The organism is Gemmatimonas sp. (genome assembly GCF_044345575.1).
GTDB lineage: Bacteria > Gemmatimonadota > Gemmatimonadetes > Gemmatimonadales > Gemmatimonadaceae > Gemmatimonas.
Genome location: NZ_JBIJAW010000012.1, coordinates 1 through 26,591 on the forward strand (window position 1 = coordinate 1; position 26,591 = coordinate 26,591).

At 66.8% G+C, this 26,591-nt stretch carries 21 protein-coding genes and 1 pseudogene; 18 read left to right on the top strand and 4 right to left on the bottom strand.

Features of this window, described 5'->3' with window-relative positions:
* A pseudogene (locus ACIQ6O_RS01750) lies at positions 1-1,112 on the bottom strand (amidohydrolase); the annotation flags it as partial.
* 138 nt (positions 1,113-1,250) lie between these two features.
* Here ACIQ6O_RS01750 and ACIQ6O_RS01755 point away from each other — a divergent pair.
* Complete coding sequence (locus ACIQ6O_RS01755; RefSeq protein ID WP_396206043.1) at positions 1,251-2,834, top strand: M28 family metallopeptidase; 1,584 nt, start codon at positions 1,251-1,253, stop codon at positions 2,832-2,834.
* A gap of 230 nt (positions 2,835-3,064) precedes the next feature.
* On the opposite strand, the gene ACIQ6O_RS01760 is transcribed toward ACIQ6O_RS01755, so the two are convergent.
* Complete coding sequence (locus tag ACIQ6O_RS01760) at positions 3,065-4,462, bottom strand: RagB/SusD family nutrient uptake outer membrane protein (RefSeq protein WP_396206044.1); 1,398 nt, start codon at positions 4,460-4,462, stop codon at positions 3,065-3,067.
* Positions 4,463-4,474: 12 nt separating this feature from the next.
* The gene (locus tag ACIQ6O_RS01765) at positions 4,475-7,576 is read right to left on the bottom strand and encodes a SusC/RagA family TonB-linked outer membrane protein (protein WP_396206045.1); all 3,102 of its coding nucleotides are present in this window, start codon (positions 7,574-7,576) and stop codon (positions 4,475-4,477) included.
* 159 nt (positions 7,577-7,735) lie between these two features.
* Between ACIQ6O_RS01765 and ACIQ6O_RS01770 the strand changes: the two genes are divergently transcribed.
* The 8 genes from ACIQ6O_RS01770 to ACIQ6O_RS01805 all read left to right on the top strand — a co-directional run bounded on the left by ACIQ6O_RS01770 (position 7,736) and on the right by ACIQ6O_RS01805 (position 17,521).
* Complete coding sequence (locus ACIQ6O_RS01770) at positions 7,736-9,919, top strand: penicillin acylase family protein (RefSeq protein WP_396206046.1); 2,184 nt, start codon at positions 7,736-7,738, stop codon at positions 9,917-9,919.
* A gap of 3 nt (positions 9,920-9,922) precedes the next feature.
* A complete protein-coding gene (locus ACIQ6O_RS01775; RefSeq protein WP_396206047.1) occupies positions 9,923-11,140 on the top strand; it encodes an acetyl-CoA carboxylase biotin carboxylase subunit family protein in 1,218 nt (405 codons plus the stop codon).
* Between the two features lie 30 nt (positions 11,141-11,170).
* Positions 11,171-12,397 carry an acetyl-CoA carboxylase biotin carboxylase subunit family protein gene (locus ACIQ6O_RS01780; protein WP_396206062.1) on the top strand — a complete coding sequence of 409 codons (1,227 nt, stop codon included), beginning with the start codon at positions 11,171-11,173 and terminating at the stop codon, positions 12,395-12,397.
* Positions 12,398-12,653: 256 nt separating this feature from the next.
* Positions 12,654-13,130, top strand: a complete 477-nt coding sequence (locus ACIQ6O_RS01785) for a hypothetical protein (protein ID WP_396206048.1) — start codon at positions 12,654-12,656, stop codon at positions 13,128-13,130.
* A gap of 261 nt (positions 13,131-13,391) precedes the next feature.
* Complete coding sequence (gene pyrR, locus ACIQ6O_RS01790) at positions 13,392-13,943, top strand: bifunctional pyr operon transcriptional regulator/uracil phosphoribosyltransferase PyrR (RefSeq protein WP_396206049.1); 552 nt, start codon at positions 13,392-13,394, stop codon at positions 13,941-13,943.
* Positions 13,944-13,947: 4 nt separating this feature from the next.
* Positions 13,948-14,907 (top strand): aspartate carbamoyltransferase catalytic subunit, encoded by a 960-nt coding sequence (locus ACIQ6O_RS01795; RefSeq protein WP_396206050.1) that lies wholly within the window; start codon positions 13,948-13,950, stop codon positions 14,905-14,907.
* Positions 14,908-16,206 (top strand): dihydroorotase, encoded by a 1,299-nt coding sequence (locus tag ACIQ6O_RS01800; protein ID WP_396206051.1) that lies wholly within the window; start codon positions 14,908-14,910, stop codon positions 16,204-16,206.
* Between the two features lie 82 nt (positions 16,207-16,288).
* A complete protein-coding gene (locus ACIQ6O_RS01805) occupies positions 16,289-17,521 on the top strand; it encodes a hypothetical protein (protein ID WP_396206052.1) in 1,233 nt (410 codons plus the stop codon).
* Between the two features lie 90 nt (positions 17,522-17,611).
* On the opposite strand, the gene rpsT is transcribed toward ACIQ6O_RS01805, so the two are convergent.
* Entirely contained in the window at positions 17,612-17,863 is a 252-nt protein-coding gene (gene rpsT / locus ACIQ6O_RS01810) for a 30S ribosomal protein S20 (RefSeq protein WP_306518175.1), read from the bottom strand.
* 295 nt (positions 17,864-18,158) lie between these two features.
* On the opposite strand from rpsT, the gene ACIQ6O_RS01815 reads away from it, so the two are divergent.
* From ACIQ6O_RS01815 to ACIQ6O_RS01855, 9 genes are all read left to right on the top strand, one after another.
* A complete protein-coding gene (locus tag ACIQ6O_RS01815) occupies positions 18,159-18,875 on the top strand; it encodes a site-2 protease family protein (RefSeq protein WP_396206053.1) in 717 nt (238 codons plus the stop codon).
* A gap of 7 nt (positions 18,876-18,882) precedes the next feature.
* The gene (locus ACIQ6O_RS01820) at positions 18,883-19,632 is read left to right on the top strand and encodes a segregation and condensation protein A (protein WP_396206054.1); all 750 of its coding nucleotides are present in this window, start codon (positions 18,883-18,885) and stop codon (positions 19,630-19,632) included.
* The gene (gene scpB, locus ACIQ6O_RS01825) at positions 19,607-20,161 is read left to right on the top strand and encodes an SMC-Scp complex subunit ScpB (RefSeq protein WP_396206055.1); all 555 of its coding nucleotides are present in this window, start codon (positions 19,607-19,609) and stop codon (positions 20,159-20,161) included. Before ACIQ6O_RS01820 ends, scpB begins: the two co-directional genes overlap by 26 nt.
* Positions 20,158-21,255 (top strand): pseudouridine synthase, encoded by a 1,098-nt coding sequence (locus ACIQ6O_RS01830; protein ID WP_396206056.1) that lies wholly within the window; start codon positions 20,158-20,160, stop codon positions 21,253-21,255. The genes scpB and ACIQ6O_RS01830 overlap by 4 nt, the downstream gene beginning before the upstream one ends.
* A 118-nt stretch (positions 21,256-21,373) precedes the next feature.
* On the top strand, positions 21,374-22,348 hold the full coding sequence (locus ACIQ6O_RS01835; protein ID WP_396206057.1) for an AAA family ATPase: 975 nt from the start codon (positions 21,374-21,376) through the stop codon (positions 22,346-22,348).
* Positions 22,349-22,392: 44 nt separating this feature from the next.
* Positions 22,393-23,367 (top strand): DUF58 domain-containing protein, encoded by a 975-nt coding sequence (locus tag ACIQ6O_RS01840; RefSeq protein ID WP_396206058.1) that lies wholly within the window; start codon positions 22,393-22,395, stop codon positions 23,365-23,367.
* Between the two features lie 5 nt (positions 23,368-23,372).
* The gene (locus ACIQ6O_RS01845; RefSeq protein ID WP_396206059.1) at positions 23,373-24,482 is read left to right on the top strand and encodes a hypothetical protein; all 1,110 of its coding nucleotides are present in this window, start codon (positions 23,373-23,375) and stop codon (positions 24,480-24,482) included.
* Entirely contained in the window at positions 24,482-25,531 is a 1,050-nt protein-coding gene (locus tag ACIQ6O_RS01850; RefSeq protein WP_396206060.1) for a VWA domain-containing protein, read from the top strand. The genes ACIQ6O_RS01845 and ACIQ6O_RS01850 overlap by 1 nt, the downstream gene beginning before the upstream one ends.
* A gap of 7 nt (positions 25,532-25,538) precedes the next feature.
* Positions 25,539-26,591 (top strand): VWA domain-containing protein (locus tag ACIQ6O_RS01855; RefSeq protein ID WP_396206061.1); only part of this gene is annotated, 1,053 nt, incomplete at its 3' end.

The following is a 26,591-nucleotide window of genomic DNA, read 5'->3' on the forward strand; positions in this document are numbered from 1 at the left end:
GGGATCGTGTACTTCTCGTGCCACGGGGCGTACATGCGATGGTTCACATCGCGGCCCGTGAGGTACGTCGTCATCGTGGGGTCGAGCGTGACGTCGCGATCCTTCAGGTTCTTGAGGAACCGGTTCCACTTCTCGCTGCGCGGCGTCACCAGACTCCACTGGCGGGCCACTTGCCCGAAGCGCGTCTGCTCGTCCTGCAGATTCGCGTCCAGCGGCCAGGGCTGCACCTGGTGGTTGTCGTACATCGACTCGAACACGCCGTAGAAGTGCGTGATGGCCTCGAGGCCCATCGCCGTGGCCACGTCACCGTTTACCTGCGCCACGCCGCCCTGCTGGAGATGGGCGGTGGTGCCGAGGCCCAGCTTCTTCGCCTCGTCGAGGTACGCCTGCATGAGGTCCGGGCGCTCGGCGCCGAGCTTGAGCCCGTCAGCCCCATTCGCCTTGGCCCAGCGCACCCACTCACGCGCCACATCGGGCGTGCGGGGCGTGCCGCGGCCCCACCCCGTACCGGGACGCTGATACACCACGTATCGAGGCGCGGCGATCTCGTTCTTCGCACTGCGTGCCCGCTCCTTCACCGAGTAATCGAAGCTGGCGAAGGGCACGCCACGCACGGTCGTGATACCGTGGGCAAGCCAGAGCTTGTTGTAGTACTCGCTGTCCGGCGCCTTCTGCTGCGTGCCCTGATGCACGTGCAGATCGATGAGCCCCGGCATGAGATACATGCCATTGGCATCGATCTCCTTCGTGGCGCCCTGTGGACGCTTGCTCTGGTCGATCTTCACCTTGGGGTATCCGACGCTCACGATCTGCGCGATGCGATTGCCCTCGACCACCACATCCACCGGGCCGCGCGGGGCGCTCCCGTAGCCGTCGATGAGATTCACGCCGCGAATGATCAGCCGCTGAAACGGGCCGTCGCCTTCCTTGCGTGCGGGCGCGGGGGTCGGATCCTCGCGTCGTTCCGACTCGAGGCGGCTCTGTACGGCCGGATCGACGGCCGGCGCGGCCGCGGCAGGTTTCTTCTGGGCCAGCAATGCACTGGCAGACAGCAGGGTGGCGGTGCCCAGCATCGTGCGCACCACGCGGAGTGGACGGGCGGCTTGCGACATGGCAGGTGGGGTGGAGGGGGAGAGACCAAGCCTTCCCTGTAATACCATCGGAGGCCTGATTCCGCTGCGACCGCGCGGAGAGCCCACCGTGAACGACCGCTCACCAGCGCCCCGCCGCGTTCGGACGTACCCTTGGGTATGAGAAACCATTCCGCCCTCCGAGTGCCGGCGCTGCTCGGCGCATTCGCCGCCACGGTCCTCGCGACGTCCACGGCCGTTATGCCCGTACACGCCCAGGCACGTCCCGCCGCGAAAACGTCGGCCCGACCCGGCGAGCTCCCCGCCGCGTATGCGCTCATTCGCGAAGCCGATATCAAACGTGATCTCTACGCCATGGCCGGCGACGCCATGCGCGGGCGCGAGGCCGGCACCCCCGATGAGATGCGCGCGTCCATCTGGGTCGCCGAACAGCTGCGCGCCATCGGGGTGAAGCCCGTCGGTGACGATGGCTCGTACTTCCAGTGGTTCAACATGGTGCGTACCCGCGTATCCACCGTGTCTACCACGGGGATGCTCTCGGGCGAGCCCATCGAGGTGTGGAAGGACTTCATTCCCCTCGGCCAGTCGAGCGCCGATCTCGCCGGGCCGGTGGTTTGGGTCCCGAATGCCGCCGATACGTCGGTGAGCGTACAGGGTAAGCTGGTGGCCACGCCGATGCTGGCCCCCAATCCGGCGAGCATCCGCACCACCACCAACAGCCCCGAGGTGCGCTACACGCAGGCAGCGGTATCGGCCATGCAGGCGCGCTTCGCCCGACGCGGCGCTGCCGGTTTGATTCTGGTGGCCGACGCCACGGGTGATCAGGCCTTCGAGGCGTTGGCCATCCTCCGCTCGCGCGGGACATACGATGTCGACCGCGCTGCGCGTCGGTTCGAGGCGCAGCCGATGCGGGCCGAAATGCCGGTGCCGGCACGTCAGGCCGGTACACCGGCGGTGCTCGTGCGCGGGGCGATGGCCGCCCGCCTCCAGCAGGCGCCGGCGGTCCAGCTCCACATTCGACTAGAACGGTTCGAAACGCCGTCCACGAATATCGTCGGCGTGATTCCGGGCACCGATCCCGTGCTCAGCAAGGAATACGTGCTCTTCTCGTCGCATCAGGATCACGACGGCGTGCGCTATGTGATCAACGGCGACTCGGTGTGGGCTGGTGCCGACGACAACGGCACGGGGAGCGTCGCGCTCCTCGCCAGCGCGCGCGCCTTCGCCAAGCAGCGCGCCAAGCGGTCCGTGCTGTTCGTCTACCACGGCGCGGAAGAGCGCGGCCTGCTCGGGTCGCGCTATCACGCGGCGCATCCCGTGGTGCCGCTCGCGAGCATCGTGGCGGTGCTCAACGGCGAAATGATGGGGCGCAACAATCCGGACTCCGCGAGCCTGCTCGGCATTCAGCCGCCGCATCGCAATTCCACCGCGCTCGTCGACATGGCACTCCGGGCGAATGAACTCACCGGCAAGTTCAAGCTCGATTCGATCTGGGACCGCCCCACGCATCCGGAAGGGTGGTACTTCCGCAGCGATCACGTGCCGTACGCCCGGCTCAACGTGCCGTCGGTGATGTATACGACCAACCTGCACGACGACTATCACACGCCGCGCGACAAGCCGGAACGCATCGACTATCCGAAGCTCACGCGCATGACGCAGTGGATGTATCTGACCGGCTGGTTCGTGGCGAACGCCCCGAAGCGCCCGGGGATCGATCCCGGCTTCAAGCTGGAACGCTGACGAAGAGCAGCCACAACGAACGGGCCGCGTGATCGATGATCACGCGGCCCGTTTCCATTCGTGCGTAGACGAACTGAAGACTGAACACTGGAACTACGAACTACAAACTCCCCGCCAACCACGCGATCCCCGTAAAGAGCCGCCATCTCGAGGAGCGCGGGAAGTGTCCAATTCGCAGTTACCGTTCCTGGTTCTCAGCTCTCCTGCTGACCTCTCGATCCTCAACTCTCTCAAGCGTTCCGGTCAATACACACGCCGGCACCCGGCGTCGGATTGTTCTGCTCGGCGAGCGGCAGCGGCAGCGTCACGTCACTGCCATAGTTGCCACCCTTGTGCCACGCACCGGTCGGGAACACCGTATTCGCCGCACGGCCGTATTGGCGGATGAGTCGACGCATATCGCCGGTGCGCGTGCCGCGTCCGAACAGCGTGAGCGCCCGCTCCCGGAAGAGCTGATTCACCCGCGCCGCATCGGTTCCCGCATCAGTGAGGGCGGGCAGGGAGAATGTCCCGCGCAACGTATTGAGCGTGCCGAGCGAGGTGGTGCTGTTGCCGGAACGCAATTGCGCTTCGGCTTCGATCAGACGGGCTTCGGCCCCCGATACGATCGCGATCGGGCTCTCTTGCGTCGTCCACAGACGCTGGACGTAGTACGGGGCCGTGAGATCGTCACGCGTGGCCTTCGTGACGTTGATGGCGCGGCACGCCACATCGCCACCCAGGCATACCGGAACACGGGGGTCATTCGCCGTCGCGAAGTTCAGACCGTTGGTGCCTTCGTTCGTGCTCACACTGTAGCGGCCCGCGAGGTTGTTGAAGTTCCAGTACTGATTGATGTTCGTGACCAGCGAGTGATACATCAGATACTGGAAGTTCGTGGCCACTCCGTTCACGGCCGTCGCCGCGTCGGCAGGGCGATTCAGATTGAGGAGAATGCGCCCCCTCGTCACCTGCAACGCACCGCGCACACGGTTGGCGTCGGCCGTGGTGCCGGTCACGAGCGCCAGCCCGGAATCGGCATGGGCCAGTGCCTGTGCATACGCCTCCGCCGTGGTGAGTGGCCGGCCGTACACCTCAGCGCCATTGGCCACCGAGCTGAAAACCAGCCCACTGCAGTAGTGCTCCGCCGCAAGATTCTCCACGTACGCCTGCACGAAGTACATCTCGGCCGCCTGCCACGTGGGGGCCGTCGGGTTGTACTGACGCAGCAGTTCCACCGCTTGTGCTGCTGACAGTCGCGCCCGGTGCAGCGCACGATTGGCGTCGGTCAGGAAGTTGTTCTGCGGCGTGATCGTGCGCTGGTCGATTTCCTGCCGGGCGATGAATGAGTCGCCGTTGTTCCATTCGTCGGCGAACAACCCGCCGAGCAGCAACAGGCTTTCGCCGCCGGTGGTCGCGCTGTTCAGACGTGCGATGGCGCCGAGGCGAATGGCGTTGGCGCCAGCCGGTGACGCGACGTCACCGGGGTTGATGATGTCCGGGTCAGTGACCTGAAGGAAATCCGACGGGGTACAGGCGCCGGCCGCGAGCGTCGCGGCGGCGGTTGCCGCCGTCAGAGCGGCCAGGCGCATCGGGCGGAGCGAAATGGCGCGATGGAAGAACCCGCGCATCGTGCTGTATCGAGACATGAATGGGGATCCTCAGAAGCCGAAGGAGATGCGCAGGGCGAAATACGTCGGCGGCCCGAACGCCTGGAACTCCGACGGTGCGTCACCGGTGTTGCCGAACGCTTCCGGATCGACGCCGGTGTATTTGGTCCACAGGATGCCGAGGTTTCGCACCGAGGCCGTCGCCGTCAGATTGCGCCCCCGGAAGTAGCTGCCTACCAATGCGGTGGGGAGCTGGTAGGTGGCCGAGAGCTCGCGGAAGCGCAGGAAGTCGCCGTCCTCGAAATAGCCCGCCACCGAGCGGCTCGGGTGCTCACGCACCATCACCGCGCGCGCCTGATCGAACAACGAGGCGTTCTTGTCGGCAATGGCACGACAGTTGAGACGGCTCGCGCACCGGATGCGCTCGGTGTTGTTGTAGATCTTCATGCCGCCCTTGTAGTCCACCATGGCCGACAGACGCAGCGCCTTGTTGAAGAGGTCGATGCCGGTCGTGAAGGCCGCTTCGGTACGGGGCGTCGAGTAGCCGATGAAGACGTTCGTGTCGGTCACCGTGATCTCGCTTAGCGCATTGCTGGCGTTGTACTCGATGATGCCGTTGCCGTTCTTGTCCTCAAAGCCGGTCAGCTGGCGCGACCACCAGCCGTACAGCGGATACCCGGCGCGCTGCTGCTGCGTGGTGCCGATGGTGGGCTGACCGCCGAGACTCTGCAGCAGGTTGTCGTTGTGCGACAGATTCAGCTGCACGTCGAGACCGAGCGCCCGACGTTGCACCAACTGCGCAGAGATGAGCGCTTCCACGCCGCGGTTGCGTACTTCACCGAGGTTCTCCAGACGGGCGGTCGCACCCGTGCCGAGCGACGGCGGCAGGATCCTTGAGACGAGCGCGTCTTTGGACAGCTTGTTGTACCACGTGATTTCGGAGTTCACGCGTCCGCCGAAGTACGTGCCGTCGATACCGACCTCGAGCTCGGTCGACCGCTCGGGCCGCAGGTTGCGGTTACCCAGCGTGGAATAGACGAGCGCCGGCACTTCGCCGCTCTCGCCGCGGCCCTGGGTGGCGGAGTAGAACTGGACGGCGTCGATCGTGCCCGGCTGCACACCGGATGCCCCGTACGCGCTGCGCAGGCGCAGCTGGTCGAGCCACGACCACTTCGGGAAGAAGCTCTCCTGCGAGATCACGTAGGAGGCCGCGAGCTTCGGATAGAACACCGTCTTGAAGTCGGCACCGAACGCGCTGTTGCGGTCAGAACGCACGGCGCCGGTGAGGAAGAGACGATCACCGAACCCGAGATTCTCTTCGATGTACCCACCGAGCGTGCGCGTTTCGCTGCTCGACTCGTCGGCCGTCTTGGTCGCGCCTGCGGTAACGGTCACCGCACCCGGGGGCAGCACCAGCCCCTGTGCGCCGTTACGATCGAAGATGGTGCGGTACATCTGGCCGCCGAACGTGGTCTTCGACTCGATCCCGTCCGTGAGCTTCTTGGTCGCCGTGGCCGCCACGTCGGCGGTGTACGTGAAGAAGTTCGTGCGGTTGTCGATCTTGAACCCGAGGCGCTCCTGACCGATGTCGGCGCAGTTCTGGAAGCGGCACAGCTGCGTATCGACACGATTGATGAAGTCGATACCCACGTTGGCGCGCATGAACATCCACGTGCTCGGACGGTAGTTCGCCCCCACCGAATTGATCAGGCGATTGATTTCCTGATTGGTGGTGCGCTGATACACGTCACGCGGCGTGAACTGACGCCAGCCGAACAGGGTGTCGCCGGTGGCGGTGAGGTTGTACTTGAAGCCCGGGCCCCCATACGTGTTGGCCGCGATACCGGCCGTCCCCGAGTCGTCGGAGCTCGGCAGGCGGACGTTCTGGTTGGTGAAGCCGCTGCTTACCGTGATGTCGGCTTTTGGCGACAGCGTGAGGTTCAGGTTCGCGCGCGTGGTGTACTTCTTGAGCGCGTTGGGATTGCGCTGGTCGGGGAGCAAAGAGAGTCCCAGACGGCTCAGGTAACGCTGCTCGAACTCCGGTACCTTCGTTACGCCATCTTCGTTTTCGTATTCGCCGTGCAGGAAGTAGCGCACGCTCTCGGAACCGCCTTTCACTTGAATGCCGTGCTGGGTGCGGTAACCGGTGCCGTACGGCGTGGTCTCCTTGTCATCGTGCAGATTGAACGCCGTCAGGCTGTCCACGCGGCAGGCGTTCGAGGCCTGCTGTGTCAGGAAGCACTGCACCGTATTGATGGCCGTCGAGTTCGTGGTCCCGGTGGTGCCGGTCCGCCAGGCGCGGTAGGCCGTGGGATACTGGTTACGATCCTGCAGCCCGGTCTGTTCCGTGTAGTACGTCCACTGCGGCTTGCCCGCCACGCCGCGCTTCGTCTTGATCACGATCACGCCGTTCGCGGCGTCGGTGCCGTACAGCGTGGCCGCCGACGGCCCGCGCACCACTTCCATCGACTCGATTTCTTCCGGGTTGAGATCGCCCACCCGGCTCGGCGTCGTTCCACCCACGCTCACCGACGACGAGCCGGTCGACCCGTCGACGCGAATGCCGTCGATCACCCAGATCGGGTTGTTTGTCAGCGCGATCGAGCTTGTGCCGCGGATGCGGACACGAACGCCGGCGCCCGTCTGGACCCCGGGCACCACCATCACACCGGCAGCGCGCGAGGTGAGCAGATCTGCCACGTTGGCCACACCTCGCGTTTCCACGACTTGCTCGGCGTTCACCTGCGCGATCGAGTTGCCCACCTCGATGCGTCGCTGTTCACCCGTCACCGTCGTGACGACCGGGTTGAGCGTGGCGGGCACGGCCTTGAGCTGCAGGTTGAGCGTGATGGTCTGTGCTGCCGACACGGTCGCCGTACCGCGTGCCTCGGAGAAACCGATACGAATCGCCCGCACCGTGACGGCGCCTGGTGCGATACCGCGCACCACGTACATGCCGTCCTGGTTGGTCAGGGCCCCGAGGGTCGTGCCCACGATCGACACCTGCACGTTACCGATCGGCTGACCGTTGGCGGCGTCGGTGATCTTGCCGGTGAGCGTCCCGTTGGCGCTTTGAGCCGCGAGCGGCGCGAGCCACGGTGACGCGAGCGCACATACCGCGAGGGCGATGCGCGCAAGACTGCGAGATAACATGGAGGGTCCTCTGCGACCGGGAGTAGTGGGTGGGACGGGCCGTTCGAGCGCGCGTTGTTCGGCGCATTGGTGGGACGGCTGCCCCAAACGTATGCCGACCACAGGTTGACGCAATAACTTGCGCGGACGCTGTCCTTCGTTTCTCCCATCCCGTCAGTCATGCCCACCCCGCTGCGCATCGCGCTCGGCGCGCTCTCCATACCAATACTGCTCGGCGCCGTTCGACCGGCGGTCTCCGATGACCCCATCATCCGGCGTACCGAATACGGCGTCGTGCACATCGGCGCCGGTACGTTCCGCGGCGCCGGGATCGGCCTCGGCTACACGCAAGCCGAGGATTACGGTGTCCGCGTCATCCTGTCGCTCGTGCGGGCGAGGGGATGGATGGGACGGACCTTCGGCAAGGACAGCCTCGAGTCCGACTTCGCCGCGCAGCGGGTGCATGCCCGCGTGCAGGAGACGTACCACCTGCTCGATCCCGACACGCGCGCCATGTACGACGGCTTCGCGGAGGGGGTCAATCGGTTCATTCGCCATCATCAGGCGGAGCTGCCCTCGTGGGCGCAACCTGTCTTCCACGGGCACGACGTCGCCGCGGGGGACATCGGCACGGCCAATGTCACCGCCGCGCGCAACCTCGTCGTGCGGTGGCTGCGACGCGACTCGGTCGCGCGCGGTGGGGCGCCTGAGGGCGGCGCGTTCGGCTTTGGCGATCCCATCACCCGGTCGACACCGGACGTCGCCGCCAAGCCGGTGCTCGGCAGCGACGCCGACGTGGGATCGAACGCGTGGGCGCTCGCGCCGACACGGACCACCAGCGGCCGCGCCATTCTATTGCGTAACCCGCACCTCAATTGGAACGCGGGCTACTGGGAAGCGCATGTGACCGTACCGGGGAAGCTCGACTTCTATGGCGACTTCCGCATCGGCAGCGCGTTCTCGGTCGTGGGTGGCTTCAACGCCAGTCTGGGGTGGGCCACCACCAACAACGCCCCCGATCTTGATGAAGTGTACGAACTCGATCTCGATCCGACGGCCCCCGACGCCTATCGGTTCGACGGCGCGAGTGTCCCCGTGCGTTACGACGTTTCCACCGTGCGCTATAGGGACGGCGACTCGCTGGCCACCGCCACGCGCCGCGTCGCCATCACGCCGCTCGGGCCCGTGGTGCATCGCACGGCGAGCAAGCTGTATGTCGTGCGGGCCGGTCCCGAGGGGGAGTACCGGGCGGGAGCGCAATTTCTGGCCATGATGCGCGCCCGTTCCCTCGCCGAGTGGAAGCGGGCCCTCGCCATGCGCGCCCGCGCGACGTCCAACCTCACCTATGCGGATCGCGATGGGAATATCCTCACCATTTGGATGGCCAGTATCCCGCGGTTGCCGCATGCGTCTGGGCGTGATTCCGTGCCCATCCCAGCCACGGGCTCCGCAGATATCTGGACGCGCCTCATCACCCTCGATTCGTTGCCACAGGTACAGAACCCGCCCGGCGGCTACATCCACAACGAAAACGACGCGCCCCACTTCGCCAATCTCCGCGCGCTGCTCGATACGGCACGATATCCGGACAACGTCGAGCGGGGTGAGCTGCGCCTGCGCAGTCAGCACGCGCTCCAGCTGATCGCCAACACGAAGAAGTTCTCGCTCGAGGAGGTCGTGCGCCGCAAACACTCCTACCGCATGCTGCTGGCCGATCGCGTGAAGGACGACCTGTTGCGCACTGTGAAGACCTCGGCGCCGGCCAGCGATAGCACGCTGCGCCGCGCGGCCGCCGTCCTGCAAGCGTGGGATAACACCGTGGCGCCCGAAAGCCGTGGCGGACTGCTGTTCGAAACGTGGTGGCGCCGCTACCAGCCGCAGGCTCGCGACACCGCCTTCGCGGTGAAATGGTCGTGGCGTGAGCTCACCACATCACCGCGCGGACTCGGTCAACCTGAGAAGGCGTTGCAATCGCTGCAGTGGGCGGCGCAGGAGATGGTGCGCAAGTACGGCGCGCTCGATGTACCGTGGGGGGATATCCATCGCGTGCGACGCGGCAATGTGGACGTCCCCGTGGGAGGATGCAGCGGTGCGCTTGGGTGTTTCCGCGTGCTTACCTATGAAGACCAGCTCGATGGTAAGCGCATTGCCAATAGCGGCGACGGCTGGGTGCTCGCCGTGGAGTTCGGCGCGCGCGCCCCGCGCGCCTATTCGGTGTTGGCGTACGGCCAGAGCACCGATCCGGCGTCCCCCAATCATGCCGATCAGGCCGCCATGTTCGCGCGCGGTGAAATGAAGCCCGTGCGATTCCTGGCCAAGGACGTGCTCGCGCACACCGTTCGCACGTACCGCCCCGCGCCCTGACACATGCTGGTCATCTTCGTCGCCCCCTTCTTCTCACCCGCCGCCTCGCAGATGATCGAGGCGGCGATCGCGCTCTCGCACATCCGCGTGGCGGTCATTGCCCAGCAGCGGCTCGAGGAGCTCGCGCCGTCGCTCGCGGTGCGACTCGTGGCTCATTGGCGTGTGGACGACGTCACGAATGCCGAGCAGCTCGAGTGGGCCGTGCAGTCCATTGCCACCCGCCACGGCGCGGTCTCCCGCTGCTTTGCGGCGTACGAGCAGGCGCAGCTCCCCCTCGCCATCGTACGCGAGCGCCTCGGCATTCCGGGACTGCCGTCGGCGGCGGCGCACAACTTCCGCGACAAGGCCCGCATGAAGGATGTGCTGCGCGACGCCGGGGTACCGGTGGCGCGCCACATGCTCGTTCACTCGGCCGCCGATGCGCGTCGCTTCGTCGGCGAGGTAGGCTTTCCCATCGTGGTCAAACCACCCGCCGGCGCCGGTGCCAAAGCCACGGAACGGGTGCGCACCATAGACGAACTCGAGTCCGTGCTGCAGCGTCACGCGCCAGCGCCTGACGATCCCATGCTCGCCGAGGAATTCCTGCGCGGAACCGAGCACTCGCTCGAAACCGTAAGCATCAATGGGCGGCCCGTGTGGCACAGCATCACGCGATACGCCCCGACGCCCCTCGAAGTGCTCGAGAACCCGTGGATCCAGTGGACCGTGCTGTTGCCGCGTGAGATCGACGATCCCACCTTCGACGACATCAAAGTCGTGGGAGACCGCGCACTCAGCGCCCTCGGCATGACCACCGGCGTGTCGCACTGCGAATGGTTTCGCCGTCCCGACGGCTCGCTGGCCATCAGCGAAATCGCGGCCCGTCCACCCGGGGCCAACATGACCACCATGATCTCTCGCGCGAATGATGTCGATTTCGTTTCCGCGTGGGTTCGGCTGATGGTCGATCATACGTTTAGCGCGCCGGCACGACGCTACGCCGTGGGCACCGCCTATCTGCGCGGACAGGGGCAGGGCACCGTTGCCGCCATCGAGGGACTGGAGGTCGTGCAGCGCGAGCTCGGGCACCTCGTGTGCGATCAACGGCTCCCGTACGTCGGGCAGGCGCCGACCGGGAGCTACGAGGGCGAAGGGTTCATTATCGTACGTCATCCCGAAACGAGGGTGGTGCAGGACGCGCTGGGGCGTATCATCTCCTCGGTGCGCGTCATCCTACGCTGATTCCATTCACGGCCGTTCTCCAAGGTGCGCATGTCCAAGACGGTGCTCATGATCACCCCGGGCTACCCGGGCGAAATGCCGCTCTTCACCCGCGGGCTCTCTGAACAGGGCGCGACCGTGCTCGGGGTCGCGAACGGGCCGGCGCACGAACTGCCCGAGTCGGCGCGGCGTCACCTGAGCGACTATCTGCAGGTCGCCGACCTGTTCTCGAATACCGAGAGCGCCATCGCGCAGATCCGCCGCTGGCTGGGATCGCGCACCCTCGACCGGGTGTGCTGTCTCTGGGAACCGGGCGTGGAACTCGCGGCGCATCTACGTGAAGCATTCGACGTGCCGGGACAGCGCCATGAACAGGCTGTGAAATTCCGGAACAAGGACGTCATGAAGCAGGCGCTGGCCGAAGGGGGCGTGCGCGTGCCGCACCATGCCGTGGCGAGCAACGCCGCGGAGGTGTGGGCCGCAGCCGAGCAGGTCGGCTATCCGCTCATCATCAAGCCCATTGCCGGTGCCGGCTCGATGGACACCTTCCGGTGTGACGATGCCAAAGCCGTGGCGGCCGCCATCAGCCAACTCGGCCACATCGAAACGGTCGACGTGGAAGAGTTCATTGACGGCGAAGAGTTCACGTACGACACGATCTGCGCGGGTGGCGAGATCAAGTACTTCCATGTCGGCCACTATCGTCCTCGCCCGCTGATTGCGCGGACCAACGAATGGATCTCGCCCCAAACGCTCTCCTACCGGCACGTGGATGACCCCTGGGTCACCGGCGGCATCGCGCTCGGGGAACAGGTCATCAAGGTCCTCGGCTACGACACCGGCTTCACGCACATGGAGTGGTATCGCAAGTCCGATGGCGAGGTGGTGTTCGGAGAAATCGGTGCCCGACCGCCCGGCGCCCGAACTGTCGATCTCATGAACTTCGCGAGCGATATCGATCTCTTCAGTGGATGGGCCGAGGCCGAATTGCACGGCACCTTCTCGCTGAAGGTCGAGCGCAAGTACAACTGCGCCTGCATCACCAAGCGGGCCCACGGCCAGGGGCGCATCCAGCGCATCGAGGGCCTCGATCGTGTGAAGGCGCGGCTGGGCGATGCCCTCTGTGCCATCGATCTGCTCCCGGTGGGTACGCCGCGCCGGGACTGGAAGAGCACCTTGCTCTCCGATGGGTACATCACCCTGCGGCACCCCGACTGGGAAACCTGCAAGTCGCTCGCTGATTTCGTCGGCACCGATCTCCATCTGTACGCCGGCTAACGCCGGCGGGAGGGCTTTGGGGGTATTTCAGGGGACCTGAAACGCGGACACCTGTTGCGTGGGCGCAACGGTGTTGGTGGTCTCGCCGCAACGTGTGACGGACACAACTGTTTGTCCGCAGACACGTATTCCGACCTCTCAGAGGGAAAACGGGAAAGGGAAGGCCGGTCGGTCGGCGGCACATCCCTTGCCCTGTGGAATGGGTGAAGGCTGCGCTTCGCGGCCAGCGCTGGACACCATTCTGCTGCATCCGCCCATGTCGCCAATTCTGGAAGAACCGCCGGTCGATCCCATCCGCAGCTACTTCTCGCAGCTGTGCGTGATGCTCACCGGCATTGCGTCGGGGGTCGTGGAGGCGCCGGCGGGCGACGCGATGCAGTCACCCACGTACCACATGGGACGGCGCGATGGCCTCCATGTGGTAGTGGCTCACCTCGCTTCCAGCCGCTCGCTCAAGGAGGCCGCGGACAAGTGCGTCGCCTTCGGACGCGGGGTCGAGGAACGCGCGGACTCGCATCCGTACGGCCCCGACTGGTCGCACGGCTTTGCCCAAGCCACCATGGAAGCCGCGTCCGACATCGCGATGTATGCGGCCACCTCGTTCGTGCCGCCTGTCGACAAGGTGCGGCTCCGGGCCGCCCGCACCGCTGCCCGCCATCTGTCGCCCTTGCACGGGCTCTGGGCGCCCAAGGGGCCCGGTAACGAGCCGCCACGGTCGCACCACGAGTGGTAAACGGGGCCCCTGGCCCCGACGCCTGATCGGCGTGCTGAACCATTCACGAGTGGCGGGCATCCGGGCGGATGCCCGCCACTTTGCTCTGCGGTGCCCGGCCAGCGCTCTTCAAGCTGGCGCCGTTCCAGCTAGCGCCGTTCCAGCTAGCGCCGTTCCAGCTGGCGCCGTTCAGGCCCGCGCCGTTCAGGCCCGCGCCGTTCAGGCCCGCGCCGTTCACGCCCGCCCCCACGGTCCCCTCCCGGCGCTGTTAACTTGTCCGCCATGCCAACGAAGCCAACCACGGTGCTCGATGCGCGTGCCCTCGATCGCACGCTGCGTCGTATGGCCGACCAGATCATCGAACTCAACGCCGGCTGCGAGAACCTCGTCATCGTCGGCATCCAGCGCCGCGGGGTGCAGCTCGCCGAGCGCATCGTGCGCATCATCGAAGCGCAGGAAGGAGTCACCGTGGCGTCGGGTGCCCTCGACATCACGCTCTATCGTGACGACCTGCAGACTGTCGGACCGCGGCCGGTCGTTGGCGCCACCTCGCTGCCCTGGACGCTCGACGATCAGCGCGTGGTCATCGTCGACGACGTGCTCTACACCGGCCGCACCATCCGCGCCGCACTCGACGAGCTCGCCGACTTCGGTCGCCCCGCACGTATCGCGCTCGCGGTGCTAGTCGATCGCGGGGGACGCGAACTCCCGATCCACGCCGATATCGTGGGCCGGCGTATCGACGTGGCCTCCGACCAGCGCGTGGACGTGATGATCGAAGAGCTCGACGGCCGCGATGAGGTGGTCGTCGCCACGCGTGACGAGGAGGGCTGAACGCATGCCCGGTCCCCTCGGCAAGGATCTGCTGGGACTCGCGCCGCTCTCGGCCGACCAGATCCGCCTTGTGCTCGACACCGCCGTCCCGTTCCGCGAGATCTCCGAGCGCACGATCAAGAAGGTGCCCACGTTGCGTGGCGCCACCATCGTGAACCTGTTCTTCGAAGCGTCGACGCGCACGCGCATTTCTTTCGAGTTCGCCGAGAAGCGCCTGAGTGCTGACACGGTCAACGTGGCGGCGGCCGGCTCCAGTGTGAGCAAGGGCGAAACGCTCGTGGATACCGCGCGCAATCTCGAGGCGATGAAGATCGATATGGTCGTCATTCGCCACAGCGCCTCGGGCGCGGCACGGTTTCTCGCCGAGCGCATCGAATCGAACGTGATCAACGCTGGCGATGGGACCAACGAGCATCCCACGCAGGGGCTGCTCGACATGCTCACGCTGCGCGACCGGTTCGGTGATCTCGCTGGCCGCAAGATCTGCATCGTTGGCGATGTTCTGCATTCGCGCGTGGCCCGTTCCAACATCTGGGGGCTCACCAAGCTCGGCGCGGAAGTCGCCGTATGCGGACCGCGCTCGCTGCTCCCCAACGCGATCGAGGAGATGGGCGTCACCGTCTTCGATCGCATCGAGCAGGCCATCGAATGGGCCGATGCCCTCAACGTGCTGCGCCTGCAGCTCGAGCGCATGCAGGCCGGTTACATCCCGTCGCTGCGCGAGTACAATCGCGTGTTCGGCGTTACCAGTGCGCGGCTGGAGCAGGCGCCGCGTGACCTCCTCATTCTGCACCCCGGGCCGATGAATCGTGGCGTCGAGATCGACAGCGATGTCGCCGACGGCCCGCACTCGGTCATCCTCGACCAGGTCACCAACGGTGTGGCCGTGCGTATGGCGGTGCTTTACCTGCTTGCCGGTGGCAAGCCCGAACTGGCCGAAGCGGCCAAGAAAGGAAACGCGTAAATGGCGCACCCGATCGGAACGCGCGATCTGCTCATCAAGGGCGGACGCATCATCGATCCTTCGCAGGGCCTCGACGCCGTGGGCGACGTGCTGCTGCGCAACGGCCAGGTGGAGGCGTGCGGCGGTTCGCTTGGCACGCCCGACGGCGCTGAGGTGATCGATGCCACCGGGCTCGTGGTGGCGCCCGGGTTCATCGACGTCCATGTGCACCTGCGCGAGCCGGGGCGTGAGGATGTGGAGACCGTCGCGAGCGGTGCCCACAGCGCCGTCGCCGGCGGTATCACGGCCGTGTGCGGCATGCCCAACACCAAGCCCGTCACCGACAATCAGGCGGTCGTGAGCTTCGTGAAGCGTCAGGGCGAGAACGCCGGCTACGCACGCGTGTATCCGTACGGCGCCATTTCCGTCGGGCAGAAGGGGGAAACGCTCGCCGAGATCGCCGAAATGGTGGGCGCTGGTGCCGTCGCGTTCAGCGACGACGGCAAGCCGGTGGAGAGCGCGCAGCTCATGCGCACCGCGCTCGAGTATGCGCGTGCCTTCAACGTGCCCATCGCCGAACACTGTGAGGACATGACGCTCGCGCGTGGCGGCAGCATGAACGAGGGCATCATGAGCGCGAAGCTCGGCCTCAAGGGCATCCCCGCCGAAGCCGAGGAGATCTACGTCATTCGCGACATCCTGCTCGCCAAGCGTACCGGTGGACACATCCACCTCTGTCACCTCAGCACCAAGGGCTCCGTGGAGCTCGTGCGCTGGGGCAAGGAGCGCGGGATCAACGTGACCGCCGAAGTGTGCTCGCATCACATCTCCCTCACGGAAGATGCAGTGGACGGCTACAACACCAACGCCAAGATGAATCCGCCGCTGCGCACGGCCGAGGACGTCGAGGCGCTGCAGCAGGGCGTGGCCGATGGCACGATCGATCTGCTGGTCACCGATCATGCGCCGCACCACTACGACGAGAAGGAGCGCGAGTTTGCCGACGCGCCCAACGGCATCGTGGGACTCGAAACGGCGCTCGGCGTCAACTGCACCTATCTGCTGCACCGCGGCATCATCACGTTGTCGCAGCTGGTGGACGCCATGAGCTGCAAGCAGGCGAAGATTTTCCGGCTGCCCGGCGGATCGCTCGCTCGGGGTGGCCTCGCCGATGTCACCATCTTCGACCCGAACCGTCAGTGGACGTGTGATCCGACGCGGTTCAAGTCGAAGGGGCGCAACACGCCGTATGGCGGCCACACGTTCACCGGTCAGGCACTGCACACCATCGTTGGCGGCCGCCTGGTATTCAGTGCGTAAGTGATGGGGGGCGCGTTTCTCCCCCCATCGTCGCTCGCCGGTTCCCGGAATTCACCTCTCGTCCCTCCTCACGGAGTTGCACGTGTCCATTGAAGAAGTGCGCGCGCTCGTTGCGGAACGACAGCGCTACGACGAATGGTTGGCGTCGCTCGAGTCCAAGCGCGCCGACACGCCCTCGCGTGTGTTCGATCGGGTGTACGCCGATTACGTCGGCCGTCGTAGCGATGTCATCACGCAACTGCAGTCACACGTTGGCGAGCTATCCGCATTCGGCACGGAGCTCGAGCAGCGCTTGAGCGATCTCGAAACGCAGCTGTCGGCGAACGAGGAGGAACTGGCCGAGGGGATGCTGCGGAATCTCGTTGGCGAGTACGACGACGACCAATGGGCAACGGTGCGCGAGGCGGTGGAGGGCAGGATCACCACGCTGGGTGGTGAGCGTGACGCGTTGCTGTTGGAGGTCGAGGATGTGCGCACGTTGCTGTCCAGCGCGCGTGTCACGCCGCCAGTCTCGGCCCCCGTGACCGCGGTGGACGCGGATACCGCGGCGGACTTGGTGGCGCCGGCGGCCTCCGCTCTGGCCGACACGCCCGAGGTCGTCGTCGCGGCCGTCGGTGACGAGGCCGACGATGCGGTCGAGGTGAGTACGGGATTCGTGCCGGATGCGGCCGAGCCGGTGCCCCCCGCGCTGTCGCTTGCGACGGTCGATGATGTAGCGTCGCTGGTGCTCACACCGATGGCGGCCACGGAGGCAGCGCACGTCGACGAGGAGCCCCTGCTCGACATCGACGTGTCGGGAATCGCGGAGACTCCGGCGCTGGAGGGACCAAGCCACGAAGACGGGCTGGCCGACGTGGCGGCGTTGTTCGATACCGCCAGCATGACGGTGGTGCCGGGACCGGAGCCCACCGCGACCGCGGCGCCGGTATCGGAGAGCGAGGTCGACGATGCGCTCGCATTGTTCGGCGAAGTCAGCGGACCGGCCGATCAGGAGTTCGTGCAGTCGCTGCAGGGCATCGAGGCCGAGCACGAGCTTCAGGCGGAGCAGGGGGCTGCCACAGGGGCGCCATCTGCGGCGCCCAACGCCGCGAGCGCCAACGATCCGTTCGACGATCTCGCGTTCCTGCGCTCGGTGATCGATCCGGGCGGGGAAGGCACAACGCCGCCGGTTGAGGCGGAGCGCAGCAGTGCAGGAACGTCGGCCGAGGCATCCGGCGAGCCGCAGAAGACGTTGCGCTGCACCGAGTGCGGCACGTTGAACCTGCCGACGGAGTGGTATTGCGAACGTTGCGGGGGAGAGCTGGCAGCGTTCTGACGCTGCCGGTCACCCTGAAAAACAAAAGGGCCGGACTCTCGCGAGTCCGGCCCTTCGTCGTTCACCGCGCGTGTGGATGCGCGGGGACGATTACGCCGCAGCGGCCTTGTTGGCCTGCTTGGCGATCTTGCTCTTCTGACGAGCCGCCGCGTTCTTGTGAATGAGTCCCTTGCGCGCCGCACGGTCGAGGAGCGACACGGCAGTGAGACGGTCATCCGCCGCCGCAGCCGCCGCCTTCGCCTTCTTCACGGCAGTCCGCAGCGCCGAACGCTGGGCACGGTTGCGTACAGCAGCCGCACGCGACTTCCGCAGATCCTTCTTTGCGGACTTGATATTCGGCACGAAAAACTCCTGGGAACTGGATAAACAGTGACGTGGAAACCACCCGGCAGACGGATGGAATCCGGCCACGGCGGAACAGACCAAGAAACTTAGGCGAAGCCAGAGCACCGGTCAAGCGGCGGCCGGCGCAGGAGTTAGCGTTGCAGCTGTAGCGGGGGGCTGGAGGATGGATTCGGACCCCAATGTGGATAACTTCCGGTGTGGAATACTTTTGACTTCCCCCCTCCCGCCGGCTACACTTCTCCTTCCGATTTGCTTGCATTCGCGTTCCGGGCCGGGAGCCTCCGCTCCCCCTGTGCTCGCCCCTCTTTTCTCTTCGGCTGCCGCGGTGGAATTCGCCCAGCAACTCGCCCTCGTCGCTCCCGTGCTGCTCTTCTCGATGGTCGCCCACGAGTATGCGCACGGCTATGCGGCGTTCCGGCAGGGAGACATGACGGCGTACCAGCTGGGGCGGCTCACGTTCAATCCGCTCAAGCACATCGACCCCGTCATGACCATCATTCTGCCGGTGATGCTCGCCGTCCTCGGCGGGCCGATCTTCGGTGGGGCGAAGCCGGTGCCGGTCAACCCGCGCAATTACCGCAACTACCGCCGGGGCGACATCATCGTGTCGCTGGCCGGCGTCACCGTCAACGTGCTGATCGCCCTTGCCTGCATCCCGCTCATCGTGGGCGTGGGGCTGCTCGGACAGGCGTTTCCTGAGCTCGCGCGCCCCATGTTCGTGCTGCAGCTCATGTTCATGCAGGGCATCGTGCTCAACCTCGTGCTCGCGGCGTTCAATCTGATCCCCATCCCGCCGCTCGACGGGTCGCACGTCTTCAAGTACCTCCTCCCCCCGCAATGGTCGCTGCAGTACCAGCGCATCGGGGCCGTGGGGTTCCTGCTGCTCTTTGCCTTGCTCTCCTTCGGGCGGCCGCTGGTGAATGCGTGGATGTCCCCCGCATTCTTTGTCTCCCGAGTCGCCCAGCAGGTGTACATTCCCTACCTGCTCCCCAACCCTTTCGACGCGTGACCGCTGCGTGATTGCCCCCAATTTCCGCCCCGTCGAAGCTGAATCGTCGTCGTTCGTCATCGAGCTGAGCCAGTTCACCGGTCCGCTCGATCTCCTCTTGTCGCTCATCCGCGACGAGCAGGTCGACATCTACGACATCCCCATCGCCCGCATCGCGGAGCAGTTCCTGGCGCGTATCAGTACGCTGGGGCTCGACGAAGCGGCCGATTACCTCGAGATGGCGGCTCGCCTGCTGCGCATCAAGGCGCAGATGTTGCTCCCGCGGGCCGACGGCGAGGAATCGTGGGAAGACCCGCGCGCCGAACTCGTCCGTCGTCTGCTCGAGTACCAGCAGATGCGCGAGGTGGTGGATCTGCTCGAGCGTCGCGGTGAGGAGCGCCGGCATCAGTTCCCCCGCCGCTTCGTCCCCGCCGCGGTCGACATCACGCCGCTCAACGCCCCCCTGTCGCTCTCCCTCGGTGAACTGCTCGCGGCGGTGGATCGCGTGCTGCGCACCACCAAGGAGCCGAAGATCCACGAGGTCGTGCCGCGCGCGCTCGACGTCGCGGGCGCCATGATGACCATCCGCAACGTGATCGCCATGCGGCGCGCGGCGCGCTGGGCCGATCTCATCGGCCGCGATGCCGAACCCTGGCAGATTCTGTCCGTCCTGCTCGCCCTGCTCGAAATGGCGAAGCTCGGTGAGCTGCGCATTGCGCAGCACCGTCCATTCGCCTCCGTGGAGATCACGCGTGACGCCATTAGCGAAGCTGCTTGAGGCGGCGCTGTTCGCGGCGCCGCGCCCCATCTCGCTCGCCGCGCTGGAAGCGCTCGACCCCGAGTCGAGCCCGGCGGCGGTAGCGGCGGCGATCGACGAACTGCGGGAGCACTACGACGTCGACGGGCACGGGGTCGAGTTGGTCGAGCAGGGCGGCGGCTGGCAGATTCTCACGCGCGCAGAGTTCGCCGAGGCGATCGAGCGCGCCCAGGTCGCCGTGCGCCCGCAGAAGCTGTCCGCGGCGGCGCTCGAGACGCTCGCCATCGTGGCCTATCGCCAGCCGATCGGTCGCGCGGAAATCGAGGAGATCCGCGGCGTGGCCGTGGGCTCGGTGCTGAAGTCGCTGCACGAGCGCGGCCTCATCGACATCGTCGGGCGCAGCGAAGGCATCGGCCGTCCCTTGCTCTACGGCACCACGCCACAGTTCCTCGAGCAGTTCGCGCTGCGCCATCTCGAGGAGCTCCCGCGCGCCGACGAACTTGCCATCGCGCTCCGCGGCGCGGGGAACGCCACGGTCGTGCCCGAGTGACGCCCCCGCGTCGCTCCGGCGGGGAAGGCGGCCCCCGCAAGCCGTCGGCCCCGACGCGCCCCGGTGACGGGCGCCCGGGGACCGCGCCCAAGTCCAAAGGGCGCGGTGAGCCAACGGGTAAGGCGCCCACCGCCCGGGATTTCCGGGCGGCACGTGCAGAAGGACGGAACGCCGAACGCCGCGGCCCCGACGGTCGCGGAGCCGATAGCCGCGGCCCCGATAGCCGCGGTGGGAAGCCGCGCGGCGAGGCCTCCGGCGCCGAGCGACGGCTCGCCGAAAAGCGTGGGGCCGCTGGCACGGCACGCCCCGCGCGAAAGGCCGCTGGCCAACCGGCCAACAGCAAGGCGGGTGGCACCGTCAAGGCGCGTGACGAGGGCCCCATGCGCGTCCAGCGAGCCCTCGCACGAGCCGGCGTCGTCTCGCGGCGTGGAGCCGATCAGGCCGTCGCCGATGGACGGGTCCAGGTGAACGGGGTCGTGGCGACCGTCGGTCAGGTCGTCGATACGGCCCGCGATCGGATCACACTCGACGGCAAGCCGGTCGACACGCACGTCACCGCGCACCGCTGGATTGTGCTGCACAAGCCGGCCGCCGTCATGACCACCCGCAAGGACCCACAGGGGCGCACCACGGTCTTCGATCTGGTCGACGACGTCCCAGGGCTCGTGTACGTGGGACGGCTCGACTTCATGACCGAAGGCGTGTTGTTGCTCACGACCGACGGCACGGCGGCCCATGCGCTTACGCATCCCAGCCGCGAGGTCGAACGCACCTACGTGGCGACGGTGCGGGGTGACGCCGTGTCCGCCGTCCGGCAGGCGCGTGAAGGCGTCGAACTCGAGGACGGATTGGTCGTGCCGCGGGACGTCCAGGCCCATCCGCTGGGTGCACGTCGGTGGGCGTTCGAAATCACCATTGCCGAAGGTAAGACCCACGAAGTCCGGCGCATCTGCGATACGCTGGGCCTCGAGGTCGAACGGCTGGTGCGCACGCAGTTCGGCCCGATCCGCCTTGGCAATCTGGAGTCGGGGCAGGCGCGGGCGCTCACGGCGGCGGAACGGACCGTGATCGACGCCTTGGTGGGTACGCGCTGAGCGGTAGGCGCTGAGCAACGTACGAGCACCGAGGCGTCCGCGGGGAGCAGACGGTCGCCTGGTGGGTATGCACACCAGCTAGGCGGGAAGCAATCCTCACTCACAGGAGCAGGCTTACGTGACCACGAGTGTCGCCACGTCCAACGACGCGGCTCTGGTGCAGGGCGTGCTGCGCGAGGTGGCGCGGCGCATCGTCGGGCAGGAGTACATGGTGGAACGCCTGCTCATCAGCCTGCTCACCGGTGGCCACGTGCTGCTCGAGGGGGTCCCCGGACTCGCCAAGACCCTCACCGTGCGAACACTCGCGGAAACGGTGCGCACCACCTTCCAGCGCATCCAGTTCACGCCCGACCTGCTGCCGGCCGACGTCATCGGCACGCAGATCTTCGATCAGCCCACCGGCGAGTTTCGCGTCAAGCACGGCCCCATCTTCGCCAACATCATCCTCGCCGACGAGATCAATCGCGCCCCGGCCAAGGTGCAGGCGGCGCTGCTCGAGGCGATGCAGGAAAAGCAGGTCACCATCGGTGGGGCCACCTACAAGCTCGCGGAGCCGTTCCTGGTGCTCGCGACGCAGAACCCCATCGAGCAGGAAGGCACCTACCCGCTGCCTGAGGCGCAGGTCGACCGCTTCATGATGAAGTTGCGGGTGGGGTATCCGACCCGCGCCGAAGAAAAGGAAATCCTGCGGCGCATGGCCGGGGGCGACCACACGACGATCACCCCGGTCGCCTCGCCAGAAGCGCTGCTCGACGCGCGTCGCCGTATCGCCGACCTGTACATGGACGAGCGCATCGTCGACTACATCGTTGAACTCGTGCACGCGACGCGACATCCGGCCGATGTCGGGGCGGCCGATCTCCGCCCGCTCATCGAGTTCGGTGCATCACCGCGCGCGACCATCGCGTTGGGGCAGGCCGCGCGGGCCCACGCGTTCCTCCGCGGGCGGGCGTTCGTGTCACCCGATGATGTGAAGAGCATCGCCCCCGATGTGCTGCGGCATCGCGTGCTCACGTCGTTCGAAGCGGATGCGGAAGGCGTCACCAGCGACGCGATCGTGGCCCGTCTGCTCGCGGTGGTCGAGGCCCCGTGAGTCACGGCTGCGTTGGTCATCGCTGAACGACGGCCGGAATCGCCGTGAGCGTGCTGTCCATCGCGCCCGCCGATGTCCTTCGCCAGGTCCGGCGCATCGAGGTGCGGACGCGCCGGCTCGTGGACTCGCGCTTTGCGGGCGAGTACCGCTCGCTGTTCAAGGGACAGGGGATGGAGTTCGCCGAGGTGCGTGAGTATCAGCCCGGCGACGAGGTGCGCGCGATCGATTGGAATGTCTCGGCGCGCATGGGCAAGCCGTTCGTCAAGCGCTACGTCGAGGAACGCGAACTCACCGTCATGCTCGCGGTCGATCTCTCCGGCTCCTCCCGGTTCGGTACCCGCGCCCGCTTCAAGCACGACCTCGCCATCGAACTCGCGGGCGTGCTCTCGCTGGCCGCGGTGCGCAACAATGACCGGGTCGGGCTCATGCTCTTCAGCGATCGCGTGGAGCACGCGTTGCCGCCTCGGAAGGGACGCAAGCACGCCCTCCGGCTCATTCGTGACCTCCTCACCGTAGAGCCTACGGGACGTGGGACTTCCATGGCCGTCACGGTCGATCGGCTCATGCGGTTGCTGCCGCATCGCAGTGTGGTGTTCCTCGCCTCTGATTTTCTGACCGCCGATATCGAGAAGCCGCTCGCGCGTCTGGCGCAGCGGCACGACGTCATCGCCGTCACGCTCGAGGATCCGGCCGAACGCGTGCTCCCCGATATCGGGCCGGCCCGTCTCGAAGATCCCGAAACGGGCGAAGTGCTCGAGATCGATACCTCGCACCCCGCGGTGCGGGCGGCCTTCGCACAACGCATCGCGACCGAGGACGACGCGCGGCGCAAACTGTTCGGCCGGCTCGGGCTCGACGAGATCATCGTGCACACCGAGCACGGCTACGTGGATGCGCTGCTCGCGTTCTTTCGCGCGCGTTCGCGTCGGCCCCATGGGGCCGTGCGCGCGGGGCCGCGCGGCACGCTCGGCGACGCGGCGCGCGGTGTCGCCTCACCAAGCGCGGTGCGCGGCCGGTGAGGCACATGGGTCTGCGCGCGCATCGCGTGGGGAGCATCACTCACCGGGCGGTGGCGGCACTCGCCGCGGCTGTCCTTTACGCGCATCCCCTCTTCGCACAGGCCGTCGACACGGCCTTCCTGGCACCGCGTTCGGGCAACCGCATTCGGGCGGGGTCGCTCGTGCAGCCCGACACGGTGGAAGTGGGCGATGTGTTTACCTACGTCGTGACCGTGGCCGTGCCCGCTGACGCGCGCGTGGAGTGGCCCACCATCGCCGATTCCGCGGCGGTTGTCGCCATGCGCGGGCCGGTGAAGGTCATCGACGAAGGCACCAAGCTCGGCGGGCGGCGGGAGCGCGGAGTCTACACGCTGAGTGCGTGGGACGTGGGGCGTCTCGCGATCAGCATGCCCGACATGATCGTGCGAATGGGCGCATCGGTCGTGAAGGTGCCGATGGGTGACGCGACCATTTTCGTGCGCAGCGTACTGCCGGGAGACAGCACCCAACACCGCCCCAAGCCGGCACGCGAGCTCTTTCCGCGTGTCGTCCCGTGGTGGCAACAGTGGTGGCCCGCGCTCCTCGTGCTCGCCGCGTTGGCGGTGCTCTGGTGGATGTGGCGTCGCCGTCGGCACGCCAGGCCCGCGGCGCTTGGCCAGCGAGTGCTCGATCCATTCGCGCGCGCGCAGCACGAATTCGACCGTCTTGAGCGGCTCGGGCTGGCGGATGCCGGAGAGGCCGGGCGGTTCGTCGCGCTCTCGCTCGACGTGCTCCGGTGGTATCTCGCGGCGCGATTGCCGGCGGCGACGCTCTCGCTTACCTCGGACGAACTGATTGCCGCCGTCGGTGACGATCCGCGGATCCCGCGTGATCGCCTCTGGTCGCTGCTGACCGATGCCGACGACATCAAGTTCGCCGCCTGCCTCGTGTCGCCCAAGCGGGCGGGTGAGCTTGCCGCCGCCGCTCGGCACATCGTCGACCACATCGAGGGTGCGGATCAGGCGCAACGCGCGGCGGAAGCAGCCGCCCACCGAGCCGCCGAAGAGGCGGCCGCGCGCGAGGCGCAGGAAGGCGAAGACCGTGCCCGCCGAGCATCGCGGGCCTCTCGGGGCCCGACGTCCGGGGCTGACCGGTGATGTCGACGGACTCGCTGGGAATGGGCGCGTACTGGCGCGAACAGCTCGAGGCGCTGTCGCTGTTCGGCCTCAGTTTTGGGCAGCCCACAGTGTTGCTGCTGCTGGGGCTGTTGCCGCTCTGGTTGTGGTGGCACCACCGGCGCGACCGTGCGCAGCCCACCATCGCCTTCTCCCGGCTCCCGGTGCTTGCCGATGGGCCGCAGCCGTCGTTGCATGCTCGGCGGTGGCTGCCGCGCCTTCGCGCGCTGGCGATGGGCGGGCTCATCGTCGCCATCGCACAGCCGCGGTCGGGCGCGCGGGCCGAACGCGTGAACAGCGATGGGATCGATATCGCGCTCACCATCGACATTTCGAGCTCAATGCTCGCCGAAGACTTCCAGCCGCAGAATCGCATGGAAGTGGCGCGCGAGAAGCTCAAACGCTTTGTCATGGGGCGCAAGACGGATCGCGTGGGGCTCGTGGCGTTCTCCGGTGAGGCGCTCACGCAGGTCCCACTTACCACGGATTACCCCGTGGTGCTCGCGGCCATCGATAACCTGCAGGTGGGCCAACTCGAAGATGGCACCGCGATCGGGACGGCCATCGCCACCGCGGCCAATCGCCTGCGCAACTCGCCGGGGCGCTCCCGCGTGATGGTGCTGCTCACCGATGGCGAAAACAATCGAGGCGCCATCGATCCGCGAACGGCGGCACAGGCCGCCGGCGCCTTCGGTATTCGCATCTACACCATCGGTGTCGGCAGCGAGGGGATGGCACCCGTGCCGGTGGGGCGCGGGCTCTTCGGACTGCGCTACGAGAACCGGCCGGTGAAGATCGACGAGCCCCTCCTCACCGAGATTGCCGCCACCACCGGTGGCAAGTACTTCCGCGCGAAGGACGCAGCAGCCCTGCAGGCGATCTACGAGCAGATCGATCGATTGGAGCGCTCCGCGGTCGAAGCCAAGGCGTTCATTCGCTACACCGAGCAGTTCCGCTGGCCGTTGCTGTTCGGGGTCGTCGCGCTCGTCGGTGAACTCTGGCTCCGCGCACGGCGCGGTATGCTGCCGTGAGTCACCCATGAACCTCCTCGCACCACTCACCATTCCTCTGGGCGAGAACCTGCCGCCGCTGGTGCTCGATACCCCGTGGTTGGCACTCCTCGCCATCGCGCTGCCGCTGTGTGTCTGGTGGCTGCGCCGCCAGCAGTGGCGGCAACGTGAACGACGTCTGGCGCGCTTTGCCGATCCTGCCGCGCTTGCCCGTCTGGTCCCGTCGAGCGGGGGCGGAGAACGTCGACGCACATGGCGATTGATGCTGGTCGCGGTATTGATGGGGTTGGCCATGGCCGGCCCGCGCTGGGGGCTCACGCGCGGACCGGTGAGTGCGCGCGGTATCGACATGGCCATCGCGCTCGATGCCTCCCTGTCCATGATGGCGCCCGACGAGAAGCCCAATCGCCTCGAGCGCATGAAGCAGGAAGTACGCCGCCTGCGCGCCATGTCGCAGGCCGACCGCGTGGCGCTCATCGCCTTCGCAGGGCGCAGCTACATCCTCACCCCCCTCACCAGCGACGACGGCGCGCTCGAGTTGTTCCTCGAGAATCTCGACCCGAGTGTCGTCGGACAGGCCGGAAGTTCCATCGCCAAAGCCATACGGCAGGGGACCGAGCTGTTGCTCGCAAGCGACGCCAGCGCCGATCGCGCGCTGGTGGTCATGACCGACGGCGAATCCTTCGACGCGGTGGAAGACGTGGAAACTGCCGCGCGCGACGCTGGCGCTAAGGGCATCAGTGTCGTGACGGTAGGCTTTGGGACCACCAAGGGCAGCACCATCCCCATCCGAGATGGGTCGTCGGTCAAAGCCAAGACCGATGACGACGGCAATGTGGTGATCACGCGCTACGCCCCAGCCTTGCTGGAGAAGGCCGCGACGGCCGCGAACGGCACGTTCATTCCGGCGGAGGTCTCCGACAAGGCGACGCGTATTCGTGGGGCGCTCAAGTCGTTGCGCACGGCACGACGGGCCATCGATACGCGTGAGGATCATCTGCCGCGCTTCCTGTGGTTACTCGTGCCCGCACTGCTGTTGCTCGTCTACGATGCCTGGCGCCTGTCGGCGCCGGCGTCCGTT

Excerpts from the sequence above, each read along its gene's own strand:
- ACIQ6O_RS01755 (WP_396206043.1), top strand. The coding sequence starts at position 1,251 with ATGAGAAACCATTCCGCCCTCCGAGTGCCGGCGCTGCTCGGCGCATTC.
- ACIQ6O_RS01760 (WP_396206044.1), bottom strand. The coding sequence starts at position 4,462 with ATGTCTCGATACAGCACGATGCGCGGGTTCTTCCATCGCGCCATTTCG.
- ACIQ6O_RS01765 (WP_396206045.1), bottom strand. The coding sequence starts at position 7,576 with ATGTTATCTCGCAGTCTTGCGCGCATCGCCCTCGCGGTATGTGCGCTC.
- ACIQ6O_RS01770 (WP_396206046.1), top strand. The coding sequence starts at position 7,736 with ATGCCCACCCCGCTGCGCATCGCGCTCGGCGCGCTCTCCATACCAATA.
- ACIQ6O_RS01775 (WP_396206047.1), top strand. The coding sequence starts at position 9,923 with ATGCTGGTCATCTTCGTCGCCCCCTTCTTCTCACCCGCCGCCTCGCAG.
- ACIQ6O_RS01780 (WP_396206062.1), top strand. The coding sequence starts at position 11,171 with ATGTCCAAGACGGTGCTCATGATCACCCCGGGCTACCCGGGCGAAATG.
- ACIQ6O_RS01785 (WP_396206048.1), top strand. The coding sequence starts at position 12,654 with ATGTCGCCAATTCTGGAAGAACCGCCGGTCGATCCCATCCGCAGCTAC.
- pyrR (WP_396206049.1), top strand. The coding sequence starts at position 13,392 with ATGCCAACGAAGCCAACCACGGTGCTCGATGCGCGTGCCCTCGATCGC.
- ACIQ6O_RS01795 (WP_396206050.1), top strand. The coding sequence starts at position 13,948 with ATGCCCGGTCCCCTCGGCAAGGATCTGCTGGGACTCGCGCCGCTCTCG.
- ACIQ6O_RS01800 (WP_396206051.1), top strand. The coding sequence starts at position 14,908 with ATGGCGCACCCGATCGGAACGCGCGATCTGCTCATCAAGGGCGGACGC.
- ACIQ6O_RS01845 (WP_396206059.1), top strand. The coding sequence starts at position 23,373 with ATGGGTCTGCGCGCGCATCGCGTGGGGAGCATCACTCACCGGGCGGTG.
- ACIQ6O_RS01850 (WP_396206060.1), top strand. The coding sequence starts at position 24,482 with ATGTCGACGGACTCGCTGGGAATGGGCGCGTACTGGCGCGAACAGCTC.